The organism is Clostridioides sp. ES-S-0123-01, from assembly GCF_020658415.1.
Taxonomy (GTDB): Bacteria; Bacillota; Clostridia; order Peptostreptococcales; family Peptostreptococcaceae; genus Clostridioides.
Genome location: NZ_JACVWD010000007.1, coordinates 90036 through 109855 on the forward strand (window position 1 = coordinate 90036; position 19820 = coordinate 109855).

20 protein-coding genes are annotated in these 19820 nt (G+C 29.3%); 4 read left to right on the forward strand and 16 right to left on the reverse strand.

Going from position 1 to position 19820, the window contains the following annotated elements; all coding sequences use genetic code 11:
• Positions 1-10: 10 nt before the first annotated feature.
• Together IC175_RS16305 and IC175_RS16310 are read right to left on the reverse strand one after the other, a co-directional pair.
• Positions 11-967: an NAD(P)H-dependent oxidoreductase gene (locus tag IC175_RS16305; protein WP_227851733.1), complete on the reverse strand. Its 957-nt coding sequence runs from the start codon at positions 965-967 to the stop codon at positions 11-13.
• A 26-nt stretch (positions 968-993) separates the two neighbouring features.
• Entirely contained in the window at positions 994-2382 is a 1389-nt protein-coding gene (locus IC175_RS16310; protein ID WP_227483309.1) for an LVIVD repeat-containing protein, read from the reverse strand.
• 342 nt (positions 2383-2724) lie between these two features.
• Between IC175_RS16310 and IC175_RS16315 the strand changes: the two genes are divergently transcribed.
• The 3 genes from IC175_RS16315 (at position 2725) to IC175_RS19495 (ending at position 4067) form a co-directional block, all read left to right on the forward strand.
• Positions 2725-3606: a LysR family transcriptional regulator gene (locus IC175_RS16315; RefSeq protein ID WP_227851734.1), complete on the forward strand. Its 882-nt coding sequence runs from the start codon at positions 2725-2727 to the stop codon at positions 3604-3606.
• Positions 3607-3714: 108 nt separating this feature from the next.
• On the forward strand, positions 3715-3948 hold the full coding sequence (locus IC175_RS16320; protein ID WP_255606218.1) for a transposase: 234 nt from the start codon (positions 3715-3717) through the stop codon (positions 3946-3948).
• Positions 3945-4067, forward strand: a complete 123-nt coding sequence (locus tag IC175_RS19495) for a hypothetical protein (RefSeq protein ID WP_413926954.1) — start codon at positions 3945-3947, stop codon at positions 4065-4067. Before IC175_RS16320 ends, IC175_RS19495 begins: the two co-directional genes overlap by 4 nt.
• Positions 4068-4375: 308 nt before the next feature.
• On the opposite strand, the gene IC175_RS16325 is transcribed toward IC175_RS19495, so the two are convergent.
• The 9 genes from IC175_RS16325 to IC175_RS16365 form a co-directional block, all read right to left on the reverse strand.
• Positions 4376-5683: a M20 family metallopeptidase gene (locus IC175_RS16325; RefSeq protein WP_227851735.1), complete on the reverse strand. Its 1308-nt coding sequence runs from the start codon at positions 5681-5683 to the stop codon at positions 4376-4378.
• A gap of 63 nt (positions 5684-5746) precedes the next feature.
• Positions 5747-6226, reverse strand: coding sequence for an L-2-amino-thiazoline-4-carboxylic acid hydrolase (locus IC175_RS16330; protein WP_227831481.1), 480 nt, complete (start codon positions 6224-6226; stop codon positions 5747-5749).
• A 46-nt stretch (positions 6227-6272) separates the two neighbouring features.
• Positions 6273-7136: a PTS system mannose/fructose/sorbose family transporter subunit IID gene (locus tag IC175_RS16335; protein ID WP_227436499.1), complete on the reverse strand. Its 864-nt coding sequence runs from the start codon at positions 7134-7136 to the stop codon at positions 6273-6275.
• Positions 7136-7891, reverse strand: a complete 756-nt coding sequence (locus IC175_RS16340; RefSeq protein ID WP_227851736.1) for a PTS sugar transporter subunit IIC — start codon at positions 7889-7891, stop codon at positions 7136-7138. Before IC175_RS16340 ends, IC175_RS16335 begins: the two co-directional genes overlap by 1 nt.
• Positions 7892-7918: 27 nt before the next feature.
• Entirely contained in the window at positions 7919-8407 is a 489-nt protein-coding gene (locus IC175_RS16345) for a PTS system mannose/fructose/N-acetylgalactosamine-transporter subunit IIB (protein WP_227845248.1), read from the reverse strand.
• A 17-nt stretch (positions 8408-8424) separates the two neighbouring features.
• The gene (locus IC175_RS16350; protein ID WP_227436503.1) at positions 8425-8826 is read right to left on the reverse strand and encodes a PTS sugar transporter subunit IIA; all 402 of its coding nucleotides are present in this window, start codon (positions 8824-8826) and stop codon (positions 8425-8427) included.
• 2 nt (positions 8827-8828) lie between these two features.
• Positions 8829-9326: a PTS sugar transporter subunit IIB gene (locus IC175_RS16355; protein ID WP_227831482.1), complete on the reverse strand. Its 498-nt coding sequence runs from the start codon at positions 9324-9326 to the stop codon at positions 8829-8831.
• Between the two features lie 23 nt (positions 9327-9349).
• Positions 9350-9754 carry a PTS sugar transporter subunit IIA gene (locus IC175_RS16360; protein ID WP_227436507.1) on the reverse strand — a complete coding sequence of 135 codons (405 nt, stop codon included), beginning with the start codon at positions 9752-9754 and terminating at the stop codon, positions 9350-9352.
• Between the two features lie 230 nt (positions 9755-9984).
• Positions 9985-12552, reverse strand: a complete 2568-nt coding sequence (locus IC175_RS16365; protein ID WP_227851737.1) for a sigma 54-interacting transcriptional regulator — start codon at positions 12550-12552, stop codon at positions 9985-9987.
• A gap of 165 nt (positions 12553-12717) precedes the next feature.
• Between IC175_RS16365 and IC175_RS16370 the strand changes: the two genes are divergently transcribed.
• Positions 12718-13461 (forward strand): PHP domain-containing protein, encoded by a 744-nt coding sequence (locus IC175_RS16370; RefSeq protein ID WP_227834988.1) that lies wholly within the window; start codon positions 12718-12720, stop codon positions 13459-13461.
• An 827-nt stretch (positions 13462-14288) separates the two neighbouring features.
• On the opposite strand, the gene IC175_RS16375 is transcribed toward IC175_RS16370, so the two are convergent.
• The 5 genes from IC175_RS16375 to IC175_RS16395 form a co-directional block, all read right to left on the reverse strand.
• Positions 14289-14570 (reverse strand): hypothetical protein, encoded by a 282-nt coding sequence (locus tag IC175_RS16375; protein WP_227851738.1) that lies wholly within the window; start codon positions 14568-14570, stop codon positions 14289-14291.
• A gap of 204 nt (positions 14571-14774) precedes the next feature.
• Entirely contained in the window at positions 14775-15254 is a 480-nt protein-coding gene (gene rlmH / locus IC175_RS16380; protein ID WP_227436517.1) for a 23S rRNA (pseudouridine(1915)-N(3))-methyltransferase RlmH, read from the reverse strand.
• Positions 15255-15322: 68 nt separating this feature from the next.
• The gene (locus tag IC175_RS16385) at positions 15323-17425 is read right to left on the reverse strand and encodes an EAL domain-containing protein (protein ID WP_227851739.1); all 2103 of its coding nucleotides are present in this window, start codon (positions 17423-17425) and stop codon (positions 15323-15325) included.
• Between the two features lie 12 nt (positions 17426-17437).
• Positions 17438-18235, reverse strand: a complete 798-nt coding sequence (locus IC175_RS16390; RefSeq protein WP_227436522.1) for an MBL fold metallo-hydrolase — start codon at positions 18233-18235, stop codon at positions 17438-17440.
• An 84-nt stretch (positions 18236-18319) separates the two neighbouring features.
• Entirely contained in the window at positions 18320-19783 is a 1464-nt protein-coding gene (locus tag IC175_RS16395) for a M1 family metallopeptidase (RefSeq protein ID WP_227436524.1), read from the reverse strand.
• Positions 19784-19820 lie beyond the last annotated feature (37 nt).

A 19820-nucleotide genomic window follows, 5' to 3' on the forward strand; every position in this document is an offset into this window, starting at 1 on the left:
CATATTTTAATTATTCTCCTAATGAAAGTTCAGCATGCTTTTCTTTGGTTAATGGTTCTATAAAATTGTAAGCGGCTTTTCTTTCTTTAAATTCTGGTGTTTTACGAACTTCTGCATAATGACCTTCCATTTTCTTAATATCATCACCATGTATAAACTTACCTGCTAAAGTATCATGAGCATGACCTAATTGCTCTTCTGGGAAACTAAATACAGTTTTTCCACTTGCAGTATCTAATTCTCCAACTATACCACATAGAGCACATATTGATTTTTTAGTACCTGGCTCAAGGTAGAATAATCTATTATTACAATGTAGACAGACTCCTTCTTCTCCTTTGTATAAAGCTTTTTCAAAATCTTCTGCTGCTTCAACTATGTTTAAACCTATTTGATGAACTTGAGCAAGTTTTGAGCCATCCATTACTAATTCCTTTGCCCATGGGAACCAAGCATTATCTATAACTTTCCACATTGGTATTAATGCTAACATAGCATGCTCACATTGAACTCTTGTACCCCAGTCTGACCCTCCTATTCCCATGAATGATATTACTTTATCATTAAGAATTCTTGGGTCTGGAGTTTTTCCTCCTGTAGCTTCTGCAACTTTTATTCCTATAATATTATTTCCTCTATCTGCTCTTGGTCCAAAACGGTCCATTATAGTATGGAATAGACCTGATGCTCCTTCCTCAAATATAGGGTCTGAAACTACTATCCCATCTGCATCTTTCATTTTGTCAAGTAACCATTCAAAATCATCCTTTAATACACACATACTACCTTTTCCAGATAATAAAGTCTTAACACATGCACAACATCCAGTACAATGTTTAATGTTAAGAGATGACATTTGAATAAATTCTACTTCAGCTCCTGCTTCTTGAGCACCTTTAAGTGCCACTTTACACATGGTGTCATTATTTCCATTTTTTGTTCCAAAAGAAATACCTAGTATTTTCATTTTTAACTCTCCCTCTTTAGTGTTTATTAATCTTCTTTCATTTTTAATATATAGAATCCATCATCTAGGGCATCTATAATGATGTAACCTCTATCGTCAACAATAAGATCTTCTGTTACTGCCAAGCGTGGTCCAGGGAATCCTGGGAAATAAGATTCTTCTGGCGTTTTATTTGGATTTGGTGGTATAAAATATGCTAACTCTTTGATGTAATATGGATCTGATACATCATAAACCCTTAATCCTGCATGGAAATAACAGCAATATACTCTATCTCCTCTTTGCTCTAGCCATGGTTTATTATCCATTGGCTCATGAAGGTTATGTGGACCAAATGGCCCTGGTTTTCCTAGCCCTGCAACATTAAAGTTAGGATATGGGAAATCCTTTGGTACTTCAGGATATGGGAATTGAGCAATTAATGTTGGTCTTGTTGGATTACTAACATCAACCATATGTATATTATTCATAGCTTGAACATCTGTAATACTCTCTGGCTTAAAAAACTGGAAACGTTCTCCCTCATTTTGCACAACAACTAAATCTCTTCCTGGTAATGGTAGTGCTGTATGAGTTCTTGCTCCTGCGAGTTTACTAGAAAATGCAGGCATAAATGGTAATTCACCTAAGCATCTTGGTCTTGTTAAATCTTCAACATCTAATACAACTAAACCAGCTCCTCCATAACCACAATATGCTTTTCCATCTCTTACAAATGGAGGCCCATGGAGCCATCCTTTATCCATAAATTCTGGGCAATGAGGTGCTCCTGCATCAAAAGTTCTATCTGGATATCCATCTGCATATTGGTCTGGTCTCCACCACTTACCTATTTCCACTGGATTAGTTGGATCTATTATATCTATAACTCTATAAATCAGACCTTCAAATCCAACACAATCACTTGATAAATGTACATATCTTCCACCATTGTACATAAATCTATGAACACCCATTACATGCTTTAATCCACAATCCCAGTAACCTAAAAACTTAGGATTTAAAGGGTCTTCTTTTAAACTATATATTCTGATTCCTGCTTCACACTTAATACTTGCTAATTTAGCTTGATCTACAAGTGCTCCTGGTCCACTTCCACAACTCATAGCTACTATCATTAAATCATCTGCTATTTGAATTTTTGGAGTAGTTGTTGTAGGATACTCTTTTGGATTTAACATTTGAAAATGTTTTATAAATTGTGGATTATAAGGATCTGTCACATCACTAATCATTACTCCATTTTTTTTACTTCCCCCAAAACAACATCCATATAAATAGTATTTTTCATCTCTTTTGTACAGAGCCATCTGAAACATTCCACAAGTTCCATCTAAGTCATTAAAGGAACAAACTTCAAGATTTTTAACATATCCGTTATTTCCTTTTCCTTTTGCATAAAATTTATCTTCCATTTTTTCTCCCTTCTCATTTAAAATATTATTAATTGCTATACTTTCATTTTATGAGACAAACTTACTTAAATCCAATATCGTTTTCATGGGAATATATAAGTTATTCTTATTATTGAACTACTCCATATTAACTACCTTTCCAGCCTACTTATGTTGAGGAGGGAGTAGTTAATCTATCTTTGATAATTTTATAAAACCTAATATAGAAATATGTCTAAAACATATATTTTTATACAAATATTTTCCAATATTATTTAAAAGTAAATTTTCTTATACTATAATAAGTTTTAATTATATATGAATAAGTTCTACAAACAATAAAGTTTAAATAGGGGTGATTATTTGAATACTAAGCAATTGGAATATTTTATATCTGTAGCAGAAAATCTAAGTTTTACCAAAACAGCAGAAAAGTTTTATATTTCCCAAACTGCTGTTACACAACAAATAAAAGCTTTAGAAGAAAAAATAAATGTGACTCTATTTACAAGAAGTAAACGACATGTTGAGCTAACGCCAGCTGGAAAAGTTTTTTTATCTGAGGCTCGTACTATAATAAAAAATATCAATGACGCTATTGAAAAGACACAACAATTTGCACATGGTTCTTTTGGAACTTTGAGTATTGGAATCTTAATAGGATATGAAAAAAACAAATTCCAACAATATTTAAAAGAATTTTCTAATACATACCCTAATATATCTATGGAAATTTGTACTAACGAGATAACTGAACTTTTAAACTTAGTAAAAAATAATTTTATGGATCTTGCCTTTGTTATTAATCCAGAGAATCAACCATTAAAAGATTTTGAATATAAAACTGTAGAAAGATATTCTTTGGTAGCTCTTTTACCCCATGGTCATCCACTTTGCAATGAGGATTCTATTGATTTAATTGAGCTACAACATGAGAAGTTTGTTTTTGTAAAGGAAACAGGAGATGAGTATGGGCAAAAATCCATGATACAGAATAGATATCGTGAAGCGGGATTTGTACCTAATGTTGTACAACGTTCAAATGATTTTAATACTATTGAGTCACTAGTAGCCTCTAACATGGGTATATCCATTTTACCTTCATTTTGTGTTGTAGATACTATGATAAAACAGGATATTGCAATTGTACCTATAAATGAAGTACAAAATAGAATCGAGGTTGTAGTTGTATGGAATAAAAACAATACAAATCCAGCATTAGAAAAATTTATTTCTATAATATAAAATTAATTAATATTAACTTGGTCTTTAAAATAAAGTGTGTATTCTTCTAAAAAGTAATGATAATTAAAATATTAAATATCACTATATAAATGAAGGTGCACACTTTTTATGTTTAACAAAAACAAAATATTAAAAAAACTTATTGAAGAATATGATGTTAAAACAACTACAGATGTTCAAGACATGTTAAAGGATTTATTTGCAAGTACAATTCATCAAATGTTAGAAGCGGAGCTTGATGAGCATCTAGGTTATGATAGGTATGATAATAAGAATAAAAATACTAAAACTCTAGAAATGGATATAGAAATAAAAATGTTAAATCAGATTTTGGAGAAATAACTTTAAATATTCCAAGAGACCGAAATGGATATTTTGAACCAAAGGTAATTAGAAATTGGACTCAAATTTTAGCTCATTTAAGTATTTACTTTGAAGAAAGAATTTTAACTTTAAGTTAATAAAGAAATATTTCAAAAAATTCAAGAAATTTTCTTAAAAGGATAATAATTTTTGCAAAAATGGAAAAAATATCAAAATAAGCCTATGATTTTTAAAGCCATAGCCTTATCAATAAATATTTAATTATCACTTAAAAGATAAACTTTTATTTAAAGAATACACATAAATATTTCCAGACTCAAAAACCTTATTGTTTTAATAACACCACCAAGTCCAGCTGCTATTTTTATTCCTATTTTCCCAGTTCCAGGTATACCTACCTTTAATGTATTCTTAATTATATTTGCACATAAGTTCTATTTTCCTTTTACAATTCTAATAGTTTTATTAAAGCCAAGGTATATATCTCCATATTCTTTCGTATATGCTCTATTGGTACTCTTTCATCTGCTCCATGACCACCAGTTTTATACTCTAAGAACTTAGGTCCAAACGCCACCATATCTTTAAACCAACTTGCATATGTGCCACCACCCATAGCAATTGTATATCCATTTTCATCTGTTACTTTTTCATAGGCTTCTAATAACTTTTTAAGTACTAAACTACTCTCATCCACATAATGTAAGTCTTTATGAGCAATAATCTTTATTTTCCAACCATTACAAAAAAACTTTTTGAATCTATCTATTATATTGTTTAAAACTATATTTTTACCATACCTTATATCTAGCTCACATATGATTTTTTCTTCATTCACTTTTAATATTCCTAAATTTAAAGTAGTGCTTTTGAACACCTCATCATATTGATTAATTCCCAATGCATCTCCATAATAGTCACTACAAAGGTATTTTGAAACTAATTCTATATCTTCTCTATACTGAAAATCCATATTATCTTTAACTATCTTTATTATCATTTTAGATATAGCATTTTCTCCCTTTTCAGGATTACTTGCATGCACAGCTACTCCTTTAGTAGTTAATTCTGAAATAATTCCATTAATAATCTCTGCAGTACAATAAGACGGAACAACATTTTCTTTAGTTCCTCCATTTACTATTATGTAAGGTTTACTTTTATCAATTTTAATCTCTTTTTCTATCCTTATATGAACTCTTCCTTTTTCTCCATTAACCACTGGATACATAGCATCTGGAGTAAAGCCCATACTTGGAATTTCTTCACCTTTATCTAAGTAATATTTGATACACTTCATACCTGTTTCCTCATTTGTACCAAAAATTAATCTTATTCTTTTATTAATTGTAGGGTACATATCCTTTATGTTTTTCAATACATGTATAAGCATAGATACAGCCCCCTTATTATCTATGGCACCTCTTCCATAAATAACATTGTCAATTACTGCTCCCGAAAATGGATCTACACTCCAGCCATCTCCAGGAGGAACTACATCTAAATGCATTGGAATTCCTATTAATTCTTCTCCCTCTCCAATTTCTGCATATCCAATATAATTATCAATATTTTTAACGCTAAAACCCAAACTAGTGCAGTAATCTAAAGTTTTATCTAAAGATTTTTTAGGTCCGATACCAAAAGGACATTGTGAAATAGGTTCACCTTGTTGTGTATCAATTTTTATTAATTCTTTTAGGAATTCTACTGTTCTATTTAAACTATTATCTACACTTCTGCTTATATCCATAAATCAACCTACTTTCTGTTTTTTAAAGCCTGTTCTTAAAGAACAGGCTTTTAGCATTAAAAACTATTTTCTTGTGAATACTAATTCGCAAACTTCATCATCATGAGCACATTTTTGAGCAAACTCTAATCTAACACCTTGTGCACAATCAACTCTTCCATAATCACCGTAGCAAGCTAATCTACAAATTTCTTTTCTTTCTTCTTTAGTTAATCCATACTCTTTCCAAGCAGCATCTAATGGACAGTGATGGAATTTTAAAACTCCATTCTCATCTGTATTTTCTACTAATTCCATTTCAAACACTTTTTGTCCTTTACTGTTATATAACATTTCTGCCATTTTTCCTGGAGTATCTGCTACACTATATTTTTGACCTCTCATTTTGCCAAATCCATATATTGCTTCTTTACATATACCATCTGGATTAACTCCTAATTTTTCAGCTTCTTTCATAAGAAGATAGAACCATACTGCTCTTTCTCCTGTTGCTCCTCTAATTCCTTCTAAATATTCCTTCTCTGTATACATTTTTTCTGACATGTCTTTCTCCTCCTAAAATTAAATTCTATATTTTAATCATTGTAAATTAGAATATTCCAATTAATGATCCTACTAATGCTACTACAACTAAAATTACTAATAACTTAGTTATTGTCCACTTCTTGTATTTCATTCCCCAATATACGAAGAATACAACACCAAGTGGTAATAAACCTGGAGCAATCATATTTAATGTGTCTTGAACAACAATTGCTTTACCACCAATATCAAATGATAATGGAGTTGAAAGCTTAACTGTAGTTGCAGATAATGCTCCCATCATAAACATTCCTAGAATTGAAGCACCATCAATTATCTTATTGACAATACCACCTGATAGAATTTTCTTAATTGAATCTCTACCTAAAGAATATCCTAAATGGAATAAGTAATAACCTTCGCAAAATAGTAATATACTAAACATTATTGGGAAAAATGCACCTATAACACTTCCTTCTGCTCCAAATGAAGCACCTAAAGCCAAGAATATTGTTTGAAATGTACCAAAATCTAAAGTATCTCCAATTCCAGCCAAAGGTCCCATAAGCCCATTCTTAACACCTGAAATAACTTCTCCTGGGATTTTTCCTTCAGTAGCTTTCTCTTCTTCCATAGCTAAAACTGTACCATGAATTAACCCTCCCCATATAGCTTGAGTATTAAAAAATTGTAAATGCCTCTTTAACGCATCTATTAAATCTTCTTTTCTCTTATATAACTTTTCTAAAGCCGGAGTGAAACTTGCACAAACTGCTAATGCTTGCATTCTTTCAAAAGAGTTAGATAATTCTGCTGTCCACCACCATCTTAGATATGTTTTTGTTACATCTTTCTTCGTAAGTACTCTTGTCTTATTAACTTCAGTCGTACCTTGTTCATTTTTAACTTCTTTGTTTTTTATTTCTTGCATTATACTTCACCCACCCTTTTATCTTCTTTCATAAATGTAATTAAAAGAGCTATACAAACACCAAATATTGCAGCTGCAGTAATTGATATTTCAAAATATTGAACCATAAAAAATCCTATAATAAACATTGGTAAGAATTTATTTTTACCTATAGTAAATATTGTTGTTGCAAAACCTAATGCAGGTAATATACCACCCATTACTGTTAATCCATTCATTAACCATTGTGGTATAACATCTAATAATGATTGAACTAAATCTGCTCCAAAAAAGTTACATACAAAAACTATTGGAAATCTTAAAACAAACCCAAATATTAAAGAGTAAAGTGTTTCACATCTCCAGATACCTTTTGTATTACCTTCTTCGGCATACTTATCTGCCTTATGAACTAATACAGCATTACCAGTTCTTCTTAAGTTATTAACTAATACTCCTATAACACCTAAAGGTACCGCAATAGATACTGCAACTTCTGCATTAACACCAGTTTGAAGTGCTACTGGTATTGCAATAAGAGCAGCTAAACATTTATCTGATGGAATATTTCCTCCTGCTGCTACCATTCCTAGATAAACCATTTCTATACTTGCACCAACAATCATACCAGTTGTTACATCACCCCAAAGTAATCCAAGGCTAAAACCTATAAATAAAGGAGACTTTAGTGTTGAGAAAAGGGTATACCCTGCAAGACCTGCTGCAAACCAATACCATAATCCTGTTACAATTGCCAACATCAAAACAGATTCCATTTATAATTCCTCCTAATTTATAAATTTTTATTTAAATTTCTTTAACGCATTTTCATACGTCATAGATGATTCCTCTGGTATAACCTGTAGAACTATTTCAACCCCATTTTCATTAAGTTCATTTAGTTGTTCTACATCTTCATTTCCTAATGAAACAGCTGTAAATACCATCTTCTTTCCTGCTTCATTTGGAATACCTCCTAATTGAATCTTTTCATACTTAAGACCTGCCTTATACGCCTTATTTGCCATATCAACGTTCTTAAATAGAATAAATATATTTTTATCTCCTAAAGTATTGTTTTGGAATGCTTGCCCTGCATCTTCTACTGTTAAAATAGCCACTTCTACTCCTGATGGTGCTGCCATCCTATATACGTCAGCCATAAATTCATCTTGACCTAAGAAGTCATCAACTATTACTATTTTTTGAGCTTGAGCGATTTTCACCCATTTTGTTATAACTTGTCCATGAATTAATCTATGATCTACTCTTACTAATGTTATTTTTGACATTATATCCACCTCATAATTTATATTTTTTTAAATTCTTTAATTAGATCCACACAAAGGCTATTATTTTTTCTGACGATTCTTTCTGGTAATGTATGTACTTTATCTTCTTTGCTTAATTCTTCATCTACGATTAAAATTGTCTGTAAGCTAAGTCCATTTATTGCATCTATCCCTCTTCTTATAGCAACAGCTATTGCAACATTTGATGTAGATCCCCCATACAGATCTGATATTATAATTTTCACATCCTCTTTATCTACTATTTCTTCAACCTCTTTCATGAATACAGAAACATCTTTTTCAGGGCTTAGTGATAAAACTTCGTATTGATTTGACAATCCAAAGTTTTTATTTGCTTCTTCTACTAATACTTTTCCCCAAGTTCCATGGCAGAGTATGATTGCCTTATATTTATTCATTGCTAAACAAACTCTCCTTTATAGCGATTAATAATGTGATTTAACTCTACTTCGTCCTCGTCAGGTACCATTTGAATTGATACATTAATATTTTTTTTAATAAATTCATCTATTAAAAGAAATTCTTTTTTATTAATGTATACACTTTGAGATATTTTCTTTTTTCCTATCCCTGTAGGTATTCTTCCAATAATAAGTTTTTTAATATCAATTCCTTCTTCTCTCATTCTATTTGCAGTATCTAAGTTTTTAATTAATACAAAAACGTTATCATCAGCTTGGTTATTATAAAAATACCTCCTTGATTCACTTACAGTTAATATTGATAAATCAATATTCTTTGGTGCTGCCATTTTTATCAAACCTTTAGCAATAACATCATTGGTTGTTTCATCATCTACTACTACTATTTTTTTAACACCTAGATGCTTAACCCATTTATATATCACTTGACCATGTATTAATCTATCATCACATCTGCAATATTTTACTAAAGACATTTTTAATCGAACTCCTTTTTCTATTACATTGAACCAAGAACTTTATTAATATGGTTTATACCAGTTTTCCCCGCTTCAATACATGTCTCTGCTAACTCTTCTAAACTTTTTCCATCTCTATTAATTAAAGCTTCAAGTAGCATTGGAAGATTTACTCCAGTAAGTGCATGAAACTTTCCACCTTTTTTAAGGTTTAAACTTGCAACATTACTTGGTGAACCTCCTAATAGGTCAGCTAATACTAAAACTCCGTCACCTTCATCTAATTCATTTAACTTTTCTACAAAATTTCTATTTAAGTCTTCAATATTATCATTCCTATTTAGTTTAATTGCTGCTGTTCTTTCTGCTGGTCCTGCAATAAGTTCACAGCTTTTTATAACTTCTTCACTAAAATTCCCATGAGTCATAACTATTATCCCAATCACCAATCTCACCTCACTTTTCTTGTCACTTTTTATATAAGCAATTGTTGTGCCAACTTATGTGTATCAATAACAAATGGCTATTTTACAGGATTTAATCAAATCTTTTTACTTAATTTATAAAAAAAACTCACTTTTTCAATATGTATCAAAATCTTTTTCAAACCTGTATCAAATCTGTATCAAAAATAGGTAAAAAAAAGATAGCCTTTTGGCTATATTTAAATTTTGTATCAACTTTTGAATTTATCTGTATCATACTGTGATTCAAATATATCTAATATATTTGCATATTCCATATCTGAAATAATTATATCGAATGTCTCTTCTACAAGCTTAAAGCTTTCTTTTATAACTAAATATAATTCTTTACTTCTACTAATTCTTTCTTCATATAATTTATAAACTAAAGACTCTTTTATTATTACTCTTTCAATCATACATGAACAATGAAATATAAACTTTACTAAAAGCTCATCTTGAATTACTAAAGAATAATGTTCGCTAATTCTATTAATTATTTCTTTTAATATAAAATAAGCCTTTTCCCCATTTAAAAAAGTCAAAGTTTTACTAATATTATCAATTAGTAATCTATCAAAATATCTACCACCATTATCTTTTTCAGCATACATAATTTCCATATCTCCATAATGTTTCTTTATAGATTCTATAATATTAAAATATAATTTCTCTAATGTCATTTCCGGAGTTAAGGCCTTTCTAGTTGCTTCTATTACAATAGGTGTACTTACCATATCTATTGCTTTTACTTCTTTTCCAGTAGCATCATGAATAACTTTAGCAAATGTTAAAATAGATCCCATATCAGTTAGAATTAAAATTCCCTTTCCTTTGTCAATTTCATTGGCTATTTCTACAGCTTGGACTAAAATATCCTGAACTCTATCTTCTAATCCCATATTGATTGCCACCGCATGGTTACAATCCAGTAAAGTATTAGCTACATTCACCATGCTAGATGCCGTAGATTCACCATGCATTATAACTAATATTGCTATACTCTCCTCATTTAATCCCACATAAGATAAATAAAGAAACGTTGCTAAAAAAATTGCTTCATCTTCTGGAAACTCAACTCCATACATTAACGACATGCTAGATAATATTTCTTTTGCTATGTTATATTCATATGCTCTTTCCTTCATAATCTCATCTTTATTAGGATGCTTTACTATGTTCCCAATCTTTATTCTTTCAATTAAATTCTGAATATGTAGGGCTATAGCTTTTATTAATTTATCTAATCCTTCTCTTTTGCTCCATTTATCATGCTTTTGTAAAATATACTTCACAGTAGTTGCAATTGAATCATTAACAATATTGTTATAAGCTGTTTGATTACTACTATTATATATAAAAGTATTCATTAAATTATAGGAATACTTCTGTATATCTTCATCTATAACGCTTCTAATTTGTGACTCTTTAATCCCTTCCTGTTGAAGTTTATTCCAAGTTTCTTTTATCATTCCATAGAAATCTAAATCATATTTTTTATTTTCTATTAATAAATTTTCACTTTCAAAATTCTTTTCTTCTGGTAAAAAAATAATATCCTCTTTCCCAATAAAACTGAAGTTTTGTACAAACTCCTCTTTTCTATTATTTCCATATAATGATTCTCTAATATTGTTTGGTAGAAGAGAAAGTCTTACATATACACATTCTCTTTTATAGGTCATATAATCTAAAAAAGCTCTTGCACAAATTAATTGTATGTCGCTTTTTAATTGTCCTATATTTCCCTTACACTTATATAAAATAAATGCCTTAATAACTTCTTTTGAAACCTTTAACTTAACACCAATCCTAATACTTTCTTCTTTAAAAAAATAACATATAAGCTTCATTCTCTCTTGAAAGCCTCTTTCCTCTAAAGACGGAATCTTTATAGTTACAGGTATTCTTCTTAAAAACGTTTCCAACATTGCTATCTCTGGGTCTTCTGTAGTAGCTGCAATTATCATAACCCTACACCCATGTACCTTATTAGCCTCTCCTAATCTTCTATATATACCTTTATCCATAAGCAGAAATAACATTTCTTGTCCCTCTGCAGATAGTCGATGAACTTCATCTAAAAACAATATTCCATTATTAGCTTCATGTACAATACCATATTTATCTTTATCAGCTCCAGTAAATGCTCCTTTTACATATCCAAAAAGCTGTGCTAATAATAATTGCTGATTATCAGAATAATCAGCACAGTTAAATATGATAAATGGTGCATTATCACTATCTTCTTTTATAGTTAAACTATACTTATACATATATTCTGCAAATATAGATTTACCAACTCCTGTAGGTCCTATTATTAATGTACTCAACCCCTTAGGTGGATATATTACTGCTGCTTTAGCTTGCTCTATCTGGGACTTTAAACTTCCGTCACATCCTACTAAATTAAAAATATTGTTCTCTTTTTTTATACCCTCTACAATATACTCATCTTTGATAGAATCATTTTCACTATATTCGTTTATAGAGTTAATATTATCAAATATCCCTGTATTTAGTTTCTTTCCTAAAATACTCTCAATACGTTCTTTATATAAGTACTGAACAGGTTTTCCCTTTATCTTTATAATGATATTTTCCTTTATTAATTGATTTAATTCCTTACTAGCATTACTTCTATTTATACCTACTTCAGTAGCAATATGTTCTGCATCAAATCCAAATCTAATGCCATTATTAAGGTTCAAGTGTTCTTCTGTTAATCTTTTCAAGCAAATTAAAACTTTTTCTTTCCTTGATAGCTTCTTTTGTATCATAGTTAACCTCCCCTATAAGCAGTAATACTGTTAAATATTTATTATTAAGCTTAATTCTACAATATTTCAATATTTTTGTCTAATTGTGTAACTATTGATTTTCTTTCCTATTCATTTTATAATATAAATTACGTTACCCTCATCTTTTATAGAGGAGGAATTTATATGAATTTTTTATCAGATTTACACACCCACTCTATAGTCAGTGGTCATGGCTATAGCACTTTGTTAGAAAATATTAATTATTGTAAAGAAAATGGAATTAAGATACTAGGTACATCTGAACATGGTCCTAAGATGCCTGGTTCTCCCCACAAATGGTACTTTCACAACATTCAAAATATCCCAAGAATCATAAATAACATTATAATCTTAAGAGGATGTGAAGCAAATACACTAGACACTGAAGGAAACATAGATTTAGAACCCTTTGTCATTTCTCGATTAGATTATCTTATTTTGTCATTTCATGAAGCCGTTTTTTCACCAAATACATTAGAGAATAATACTAAAGCCTTAATAAATGCAATAAATAAGCATGATAATATTGAAATATTAGGCCACCTTGGAAACCCAAACTACCCAATCGACTATGAATTAATCATTAAATTAGCCATGGAAAAGAGTATCTTAATAGAAATAAATAATTGTTCTATCAAAGGAGTGTCAAGAAATGGTAGCTCAGATAATTGTAAGTATATTGCTACACTTTGCAAAAAATATGGTGCTAAAATCATACTAACTTCAGATGCTCACATTTGTTTTGATATAGGTAATTATGAGTATTCTGAGAATATCTTAAAAGAAATTAATTTTCCAGATGAGTTAATAATGAATTATCCTAAAAAACTTATTAATCATTTTCACCAAAAAGGTAAATTACTAGATGTTGATTATACAAATATTTAAGTAATAATACATGCTTGCTTTAACTCTTATAAAAATTAGAGTATTATCCTATTTAAAATGCCAATCTCATATTAACTACAAATAGACTATAATTTACGTATTTGTCTACTTTTTATATATTTACTTTTCAAATTTACACAATTTATTCCAAGTAAATACAAAAAGGATGGGTTACCTTGTTATTTAGGCAGCCCATCCTTCATTAAGTATATTATCACATCATCATTTATTTATATCTCTATGCTATCTATTTCTCTTTTCTTATTCATTATTACCTTTGAAACACTGCTCCATTATAAATCCAACAGAGCATATATTTTGCTACAATTTTATAAAATAATATTAAATTAGAGTTAATTGTTCATTGTTACTTGTTTCGTCAATATCTTGTTCTCTAAATAAATCATGTCCAGGTAAAATAGCTAAGTCATCTTCACACAATTCCTTAGCTTTTTTACTATTAATTTATTCTAGCTGTTATAAATCCAGCATAATCATCTTTTAATGCGTACTCATAGCTTTCTTAATCTATGAAGTTACTACTTAACACATCTTTTAAGTTATCACCTAAATTATTTTTAATTATTTTGAAATAATCACTAGGTACTTTATTTGATATAGTTCTACTGTTATTTAGATTAATTATACATATATTTCCATTACAGTTAATTTAATTTTTATTAAACCCTTTATTTTTCAAATAATCTTCTGGGAAAATGTGATGATATTCATTTTTATTGACTATAGACAGTACTGACTGTGTATTTATTGGAGCTCCGTCCAGTAAGCTTCTAAGGTTGTTCCTAGAAAGAATAAGAGCATATGTTTTACTTAATACATTTCTTAATGCAAATGAAATATGTTAACTGTAATGAATAAGGCAAATATCCATGACTAGTTAAAGGTAGTTCTGTTGTTATAAAGTCTACAGCATGTAAATATGCTTTCTTGCATTTCTCCGCAATATTTTTTAATTCCTCTGATGATAAATTTCTTAATTTATTCATTTCTTCTTTAGTTACACCTAAACCGACACAAGATGCTAAGTTTCTCAAAATTTCAACTTCAGCCACGTTTTCAAAGTTTTTTTCTTCTAAATCAGACCTCACCTAATTTATTCTATACTTCATTATTTAATCCCTCTTTATCTACTTATTTATCTATATTTTAATCAATTTCGATACTTTACTAAATCTAATCTGATAATTTATATCAAAATACTATATATTATTTGTACTTTAACTTATTATATGCCTGTAAAATAAAAGTAGCCTTAACCAACTTATTTCAGTGGTTAAGACTAACGTGCTCCCTTACTTATGATATGGTTCTCCATTATTTATCCTATAAGCCCTATAAATCTGCTCTAATAATATCAACCTCATCATCTGATGAGGAAAAGTCATCCTAGAAAAAGATAATCTATAATCAGCCCTAGCCAAAACATCATCAGAAAGCCCTAGAGAACCTCCAATTATAAAACAAAGACTACTGTTACCTCTAACTGCTAAATCACTCATAGTCTTAGCCAGTTCTTCGGAAGACAAATTCTTTCCATCAATAGCAAGAGCTATAACATAGCTGTTATGCTTTATCTTACCTAAAATCTTCTTTCCCTCTTTATCTTTTATAATTTCCATTTCCTTAGCACTTAAATTTTCGGGAGCTTTTTCATCATCTAACTCTATAATTTCCAACTTGCAATACTTAGAAAGCCTCTTTCTAAATTCATCAATACCTAACTTTAAATATTTTTCTTTAATTTTACCTACTACAACTATACTTATATTCATATACTTCTCCTAAACTTAATCTTATTACAAATTTATATACTAATATGACTTACAAACTATTAGTAAGACTATTTAGCAAGTTCTCGATTTGCATAATCTATAAACTCCTCAAAAGGTATAGCTTTACTATAATAATATCCTTGATATATTTCACATCCTAAGTCATACAACTTATCTCTCTGATTTAAATTTTCAACATACTCCACGATTATATCAAAATCTAGGTTTTTTGAAAGATTTACAATAGACATTATGATTTCACTACTTCTTTTGTTTGTAAGTATCTCTTTAACAAGTGAACCATCTAACTTAACTATATCAAAATTATTATTTTGGAGGTATACAAGGGAACTGTGTCCCATTCCAAAATCATCCATAATAAGCTTTATACCCAAATTATGTATTGCATTTATTCGATCTATAATTATCTGAGAACCTGACAATGCAACCTGCTCTGTGATTTCTATACCAAGCATATTAGGGTTGATATTATTATTCTCAATTATATTTTTTATTTGCTCTGGCAAATTAGGAGCATTAAGTTGGTCTGGAGATATATTTACAGAAAATTTAATAGGATTTATTAATAAGCTTTCACTTTTCTTTAAATCAACACATGTTTTATTAATAATATACTCTCCAAGTTCATCTAAAAAACCTTCTTCTTTAGCTAAAAGTATAACAAGTGGCGGATAAATAAATCCACCTATTGAATGTCTCCACCTAAGTAACCCCTCTGCTCCTACAATATTCCCATCATAATTAACTTGTGGTTGATAAAAAATCTCTATATCTTCTTTTTTCATAGCAAACTTTAAATCTGACGCTAGCATTTTTGATATTGAACCTATTTTTCCACTATGATTTAAAATATTTGGTTGTTCTCCTGTTAATTCACATCTTTTTACTAAATTTGTTAAATTTTCTATATTATTTTTAAACATGTAAATATATCTATTTTGTGACATCTTTATAAATGGAATATAAATCATAACTCCTACACACAAATTAAACAATTGCAACAAACTTCCTCTTATTGAATCTGTAGCCATATATCCACTTAAAAATATAGGTGATGTCCATTCTACTGCAGAAACTGTACAAGGTACAATACCTGTAGACATAGCTACATAACTTGTAATTGTTAGAATCATAGGTGTAATTATAAATGGTATAAACATGATGTAGTTAAAAACAATTGGAATCCCAAAAACTAGCATCTCATTTATATTAAAAAGAGCTGGTATTGAAGCAATTTTAGCCAGCTTTCTTACATTTATACGTTTCTCACTAAGAAAAATGGCAATTACTAAACACAACAAAGCTCCACATCCACCAAATAAAACCATTGTATCAAAAAAAGTCTTAGTAAAAATTTCTGTTGGTAATTGATTATTATTAACTAAATTTATGTTAATTGCCATCCCATTTTCAAATAAATTTTTTGCAACTGTGTCAAGTACATTACTTCCATGAATACCAAAGAACCACATAAAATGCATTAGAAATATAAATAGCAAAGCACTCATAAGGTTTCTTCCCATACTATTAAATATATTTGAAAATAAATTATAAAATATATCTTGAAAATTTGAACTTCCAATTAGATTTATTACTATTACACGCAAAATAGAAAATAAAAATACTACAGTTATAAATGGAATTATAGCTGAAACCACCATATTAAAATCAGCATCAGCCCCCTCTGTATGAAACTTTACACTTGTTATAAAAGACTCTGTGAGCTTTACAAATAACATAGAAGACGTTATGGAAACAATAATAGCTGTAAACAACCACTTTGTTTTAAATATCTCCACATAAGAATCTATTTCACTACCATGTGAAAATACTAAAAAAGAGCACATTGCAACTATAGGAACAAGTACTGTATACTTGCTCCCATAGATTTTTCCATAGCTATAACTTATTGTCAACAATATTATTAATGAGATAATTCCTAAGGTAGAATCATTTATAAATGTAAGCATATTTAAAATCTCACCATTAAATAAACTTGCTATATATTCTTGATAAATTTTTATTGGAAGATTCAAAATAACAAGTGCAATTGAACCAGTCATAATAGCAGGTATTGCTAAAATCATCCCTTGCTTTATAGAATATAAGATTTTATTATCCTCAACATTTTCGAAATTTCTTTTTAGCAAAGTTATTCACCTCTACTTCATCTTATAAACATTAGAAACATCATTGCGTGATAATACATCTAGTTTTACATCTTGCCCAACTACTATATCGTTTGATGCTAATACTCCCTTTGAAGTTTCATATGCCAATTCTGGAAAATTATTTTCTTTACTTAAATGTGCTAACAATATAGATTCTGTACCTTTATCAATAAGTTCAACACAGAAATTTGCTGCATCTTCATTAGATAAATGTCCTGTATCTGACATTACTCTTTTCTTTAAAGCATATGTATATGAACCCATCATAAGCATATTAGGGTCATAATTTGATTCTAATACCACTAATTTAGATTTATATAGATGTTTTTTTATATTTTCAGTTATACACCCTATATCAGTAGCTATAGACATTTTTTCATCGTTTTCTGTATAGAAATTATATCCAACTGGGTCAGCTGCATCATGTTCTATTGAAAAAGGTCTTACTATAACATCTCCTAATGAATAAGTTTTATCATTTTCAAAGACCTTCATATTTTTGTCCTTAATATCACCAAGCTTGTCTTTCATAGAACACCATGTCTTTATATTAGCAAACACTGGTATGTCAAACTTTCTTGACAATATACCTGCCCCTTTTATATGGTCAATATGCTCATGAGTTATAAATATCCCTTTTAATTTATCTGAATCTACTCCAATGTCTTTAAGACCTGTAGTTATTCTCTTTCCACTTAATCCTGCATCTACCAGTATATTAGTATTTTTATATCCTATATAGTGGCAATTTCCACTACTACCACTTCCCACTGAACAATACTTTAGCATTATTTCACCTCTTTTTCTGCCTTATAAATTATATTATACCAAAAAAACAGAGTATTAAATAAAATTTAATACTCTGTACGAAATTTACTTGTATTCACTTATAATCTTATTTATATCTACCCCTTTACTGTTCCATAACTCTACAAAAGCTCTTCCATTGGCATTTTTATGTTTGTATTTATTGTAATATTCATTTAGTGTTTCAAAGAATACCTTATCTCCAACTTCTTTTCTTACTTCATTAAAAGCTGTTGCTCCTTTTGTATAAACATTTAAACTGTATTCAGTAGAATTTTTATACTCATTTGATGGTTTAAATATGTTTTCACTCAAATAACTCTTTGTTTGTATTTGCATAGTTTTTATAAGTTTATTTGCCATTTCTTTTCCATATTTTTGTTCAAAATAAACTATTGTAGAATATTCAGTAAGTGCTTCATCTAACCAAGGTTCACTTATTTCATCATTTCCAACAGCAGAATACCACCATTGATGCGCTGTTTCATGTGCTATAACATACTCAAGTAAAAACTCATTTTTTTCATTATATAAGCTTTGGTCTATCATAACAAGCATTGGATATTCCATTCCACCTATAAAGAAATCACTTGCTACAACAGAATATTCTTTATATGGGTATTTGCCAAACAACTCACTAAATATATTTATTGAATCTTTTGCAATCTCTGTTGCTCTGCTAGAAAGTTTCTTATTTAAATTGTATGTACTAATAGCTACACCCTTTGAGTCAACTTTATTTACATCAAATTTACTACTTAATATAAATGCAAAATCCCTAACGTTTTCAGCTTCTATCTCATACAACATTTTCTTGTTATCATGTTTGTCATTAACAAGTTTACCTGTATGAGCAATCTTATACTTATTTGGAATCAATAGTTTCACATGAAAATCACTAGTTTCACTATAAAATGGGTCCCCAATAGTTTCATAACTCTTTAGATTCCATCCTCTTTCATCATTAACACAAGCTATAGGAAACCAATTAGTAATATTTATAGTGTTTTCTCCATATCCAAACCTTCCCACTGAGTTTGGTATTTTTACGTTATATTTTATATCCAGAGATATCTTTTCATTTGGCTTTAACTCTTTCCCCAATTCTATTTCTAGTATATCATTTTTATCTCCTTTGATTTTATATTCCATTTTACTGCTATTATTTAGTATGTTTTTTATATCTATATATCCTTCATTGAATCCATTAGGATAGGCTCTTGTCATCTCACCTTTTTCAAAAGGAGCAAATTCTTTTTTAGAAAAAGCATTCGGATATATATGGAAATATATTTTATCCATGTTTGATTTTGTCTTATTTATGTACTCAACACTCTGATTGCACATTAACCTCTTAGTTTCATCATCAAATATAACATCCATATTATATTGATTTATCTTTGAATTAGATTTTTCTTTGTACGTTTCTAAACTGTCATCCTTTTCTATGAAGCAACCTATTATTAGTACCATAAATAAAATTGCTACTGATAATGTTCTTCTTACTTTTTGGTTGAATTTTATAACCAAAATATCTCCTCCTTTTTAAAATGAATACTTTTAGAAA